The sequence below is a fragment of the Crenothrix polyspora genome (assembly GCF_900163755.1).
In the GTDB taxonomy this organism is placed as follows: Bacteria; Pseudomonadota; Gammaproteobacteria; order Methylococcales; family Methylomonadaceae; genus Crenothrix; species Crenothrix polyspora.
This window is the reverse complement of the sequence record NZ_FUKI01000133.1, coordinates 1-4,415: the sequence shown is the minus strand read 5'-3', so window position 1 is coordinate 4,415 and position 4,415 is coordinate 1. Positions and strand designations below refer to the sequence as shown.

Here is a 4,415-nt window from a genome sequence, read left to right as displayed (position 1 = left end):
GCGGACCCGCATGGTGGGTGGTGTGGGGGCTGGGGGTTAGATGCCCCTGGCTACCCGATTAGGGTGACGATTCTCAAAGCGAAATATCTTGATGCCTGGAATTTCCTTTTCAAGGCCAAGCTCGTCCCGAAGGTGTGTTCTTAGAAGCTCCAGTAAAGGATTGATTGAAGCATTGCCTTCTGATGAGTTCCACTGTTCAAGGAAGCGCATCAATTCTTCGATTTGTGTTTTTGTGCCGAGCAGTTGAATGTCGGCAAGCGCCGATTCAAACTTATCTTGTTCTTCCTTTCCTGATTCGGGGCGGTTTGCAGCAGCTTCAAGTCTCCGGTATGCCTCAAGCAAAAACTGAATTCTCATATCACGTTGCTTTGCCTTCTGGTCTTTGTTGACGCTCAAATAATGCGACACACCCCATCCGAGAATTGCCACAAATGCAGCCAAGGCTGGCCCAATAATCGGAAAATACGGGATCAACATTTGCATATCCATGGGCGTACTCGAAATCGCTGTAACCCTAACGTTTTGTTAAGGGGCTGCCCGTATGGGAAATAAGCAAAGCCCCTATGTTGTTTAAAAATTAAATTTTAAAAATGGCCACGTACGGGCAGTCCCACTTGAACAAACTGTTAGCGTGCAAAATTATGCACAAAAGCCAAATTTACACAGAACAAAAATACTAAATTTGCAGATATGTTAACCGTATATGCAGTTTTAAAATTGTGTATCGTTTAAAAGTTTACCAGTTTTACTATCACGGGTTTCAGCTTTAGGAGCGTTATTTGGTTTTCTAATGCCTAAAACTGTTATGTCATTATAACCATTACCATTGCCATCAGGGTAAATACTAATTTCTTTAGGACTATAATTTGTGTCTAAAAAACGTAATGTATTTAAATAAACTTTGTCATTTTTAGCATCTTTTATTCCAACAGAAGGTTGGCCAAATTCAGTATACAGTACACCAATTTCTGGTACTTTGTTGCCATTTAAATCTTTAAGAACAACCAATCCTTGAGGTGGTAAAGTAAAGCCAGCTTTAAAGTATAGAGTGTTAATAATTTTATCGGTCTTAGGATCACGTATTTTAACTGTATGTTTACTCGTAATGTAATCGACATACAACGCAGCAATTTCAGGACTACCGTTTTTATTCAAATCAGGGACATTAGCAAGCCCAATATAATTATTAGCACTCCATTCGCAAATATAAATTCGAGTAGAGTCCGCAGAACTTAATCCGAAACCATTGCTATTTGAATAGACATAATCGCCCCCGCCAACCCAATACCATTTTTCATCAACCCATTTTTCTCCTGTAACCCAAGTAAATCTACCATCAACTGGGACATCGTTAGCGCCAATCCAAAAGTTCCCATTTGAAATTTCTGTATAAATAAAGCCGCGCTCTATTCCGGATGTTAGTGTTATCAAATGTGCGCCAATAGCTTGGCAATTTGCTTGAGCCGTTCCCCAAGAAACTTGTTGATCGAAACGTTGATAAAAATGCTTATTACTTTTCCACTGAATACGTGAGCTATCTGCTTGCACTGCCATAGTTATAGGTAGCAAAGCCGCTACGCTTAAGGTTAGTGTTATTTTGTTCAATTTATTTAACATGACTCAGCCCCAGCTTGTTGAAACGGAAGAATCATCCTTGATGTATAGGCGCTTTTAATGACAGCGCTAACGTTGCATTAACCGGCTGGCCGGAATGCTGTAAGAAAACACGCAGTTATCAAGGCCAGTCCGCGTTGAATGCGATGTTATGCTGCCAAACTACGCACAGTTGCTAAATTAATACCGGATAAAACCTTACCTACAACGCCCTATTTTCTCCAAGCCGTCAGCGACCTGAGAAAGCCCTGTGTAAATTGATGTCGCCACTCCCACGTAAGTTGGCACTCCTAGCGACCCAAGAGTTGTAATTGTCGCAGTAATACCAGCGGTAACTCCTACAGCAGCGTTTGCGGCTGCGAGTCCTGTTCCTGCAAGTACCCGCAATGACGGCCCGAACCACCGCGAAAATGGCGTAGAATCATCGAACTTTTTCGATTCGGTATCATTTTTATGATCTCTTTTCTTCACGGCCTCCAGTATTAGTCGCATCCTTGTTTCCTCGGCAGCCTCAAGTAAAGCGCTATGCCTTTGCCCAGTCCAGTGTTTATCCCTTGCTGATTCTAGGGCAGTTGTTATCTCTTCCCTAGACGAGAATTCCAAATCATAGGCCGGAATTGTAAATTCAGCTGGTAGACGTGCAAGTCTCGACCGAACTCATCGAGAATCGCGGTGAGCCCACAATCTTCAAATGTTTCGTAAACTTCCCTATGCAGAGCGGTAGAACGATCCACCTGTGCAAGAAGAAATCCCATTAATTCACCACGCGGTTCTGAGTCGATCCCCTGGAATGCCTCGTGCTCGCCCTGTCGAATTTGCCAACTTAGCTCAGCCGAATGGTGACAAAATTGATGTAATTTATCGAACTTCGTCCTCGATATGGCATTTTTCATAGGAACTGAAATGGCTTCACTTATAGCTTGTAACTCGTCGCGAACCTCCGTAGCATTCTCAATGCTCAGAGTCGAGAGTTTATTTTCGTGATTATAAGATATTGAGTAGTATTCCGATACTAGCCGTAAGTCCTTTAAATCCTTGTCCAATGCTATAAGAAGCCCTTGGGGTATCTCTCCTATTAGCCACCCCTCTACGGTTTCGCCTTTATAGCGGTTAATTCGTACCCAAACTCCGCGATTGGTTAGATGATTGTTCATTTTCCAGCTCCTGTCAGATTATTACAATACATACACGCATAACGTTAAGCTAACGGGCTGGCCGTTTCTAGGGAAATAAGCAAAGCCACAAAAGCTGATTTAATTACAAAACTTCAAAATGGCCACGATACGGCCAGTCCCTGTTGAGCGCCCCGTTAGGCTGCCAAACTATGCACTATGGCTAAACTAACACCGAAAAAAATATTACACCGTACACCAAACGCTCAGTTTAAAAAACAGTATGTGTGATTGCAAAATTTGGCATCGTAGTTGTTTTATTTCTCTTCAACTTCAATAGACTCACTGGCTGTATATTCAAATATATAATTTCCCGCCTCAAGAAAAGTATCTCTTGCTCTGAGGTGGACATTAAAATCTCTCGTTGTTCCGCAACCAAAGCTTAGTGTTACCATGTTTTTATCTTCGTAAGGAGAGTCAACTAATTTGACATTAAATTCTGGAATAGTTGAAAATTTTGGATGGAATTTCCCTGTACCAGTTGCATATCTCATAGGTCTATTTAAATGGACAATTAGAAATCCGCCTTGCCATTCATCGACTGGAGAATCAAAAGGGTCTTGGTATACTTCAATTGAAGGCAGTTCGCGTAGATTGCTTTCATTTATATCCATACTAACTTTAATAATTTCTTCTATTACTTCACTACTAACAGTTGATTTTGATATTTTTGCTGACTCTTGTATGAACCTGTCCACTGTGTACATCCAAAATTTTTGCTTAGTTTTTTCATGAAACTCTTCAATAAGCTCTGGTCGTGGAGCAATTGTTTTACCTGACTGTTCAAGCCACCAATCATCCTTCTTATCATCAGTAATAAATATTACAGACTTTGCATGTGTTGCTGCATGTTCTAATATTTGATGCCATACAATTAAATCACCATATTTTCTGTATGGATCATTAAGGCTGTCCTTTTTATTATCCTTGTAGCCGGGTGGAGTTTCTCGCTGATAGCGCTCTTCCCCTTCCTTTGCTATTTCGATTAATTTTTCATTGCTGAACGGGCGTCCAGTTTTACCATCGAATAACTTTTCTACAAAATCTAGTATTTCATCATCCGTTAATTTTGCAAGAAGCAGTTTTTGTTGCTTTTCAAGAATAAAAATCAAATTACCTGCGTATTCCTTAAGTTTTGGAAGTTCAGAATCTGGTAAAAATGGATGTCTATCACTACTTGATAGTGTGGCTAATACATTATTAATTGATGATATTGTTTTTTTATATTCATCTGCTTGACCAGCCGTTACGTTCAATCTGTTCTTTAAAAACTCTTTAGCTGCTTGATGCGTAATAAATACTTTATCTTTAATCTCGTTTAAAGCTTTCTCAAGTTCTTCCCTGGTATCTGAGGAATATCTATATAGATTGAGCAAGACATTTGCATCAATTGCAAAAATAGACTCATCCCAAAGCTGGGTAAATTCATCTTGAGTAGGCCGAAAGTGACCAATAAAAACTGATTTCATATAAGCTCGATTTTTGAATTGCCTAACGTGAAGTTAACCGGCTGGCCAGATTGTTGTAAGAAAACACGCAAGCATCAAGGCCAGTCCGGTTGAACGCCCCGTGTGCGCCCAGCATGGGCGCGATGTAATGGGGTGGAAGTCCCCTGTGGGAGAACCGAAA

At 40.8% G+C, this 4,415-nt stretch carries 4 protein-coding genes; all 4 read right to left on the bottom strand.

What is annotated here, in order from left to right; genetic code table 11:
- Window positions 1–36 precede the first annotated feature (36 nt).
- The 4 genes from CRENPOLYSF2_RS13145 to CRENPOLYSF2_RS13125 all read right to left on the bottom strand — a co-directional run bounded on the left by CRENPOLYSF2_RS13145 (window position 37) and on the right by CRENPOLYSF2_RS13125 (window position 4,255).
- The gene (locus tag CRENPOLYSF2_RS13145) at window positions 37–489 is read right to left on the bottom strand and encodes a hypothetical protein (RefSeq protein ID WP_087144407.1); all 453 of its coding nucleotides are present in this window, start codon (window positions 487–489) and stop codon (window positions 37–39) included.
- A 222-nt stretch (window positions 490–711) separates the two neighbouring features.
- Window positions 712–1,617, bottom strand: a complete 906-nt coding sequence (locus CRENPOLYSF2_RS13140) for a C-type lectin domain-containing protein (RefSeq protein WP_087144406.1) — start codon at window positions 1,615–1,617, stop codon at window positions 712–714.
- Window positions 1,618–2,189: 572 nt separating this feature from the next.
- The gene (locus tag CRENPOLYSF2_RS13130; protein WP_087144404.1) at window positions 2,190–2,768 is read right to left on the bottom strand and encodes a hypothetical protein; all 579 of its coding nucleotides are present in this window, start codon (window positions 2,766–2,768) and stop codon (window positions 2,190–2,192) included.
- Between the two features lie 275 nt (window positions 2,769–3,043).
- A complete protein-coding gene (locus CRENPOLYSF2_RS13125; protein ID WP_087144403.1) occupies window positions 3,044–4,255 on the bottom strand; it encodes a PIN-like domain-containing protein in 1,212 nt (403 codons plus the stop codon).
- Window positions 4,256–4,415: the final 160 nt, after the last annotated feature.

Coding starts and splice junctions, on each gene's coding strand:
- CRENPOLYSF2_RS13145 (WP_087144407.1), bottom strand. CDS start 489: ATGGATATGCAAATGTTGATCCCGTATTTTCCGATTATTGGGCCAGCC.
- CRENPOLYSF2_RS13140 (WP_087144406.1), bottom strand. CDS start 1,617: ATGTTAAATAAATTGAACAAAATAACACTAACCTTAAGCGTAGCGGCT.
- CRENPOLYSF2_RS13130 (WP_087144404.1), bottom strand. CDS start 2,768: ATGAACAATCATCTAACCAATCGCGGAGTTTGGGTACGAATTAACCGC.
- CRENPOLYSF2_RS13125 (WP_087144403.1), bottom strand. CDS start 4,255: ATGAAATCAGTTTTTATTGGTCACTTTCGGCCTACTCAAGATGAATTT.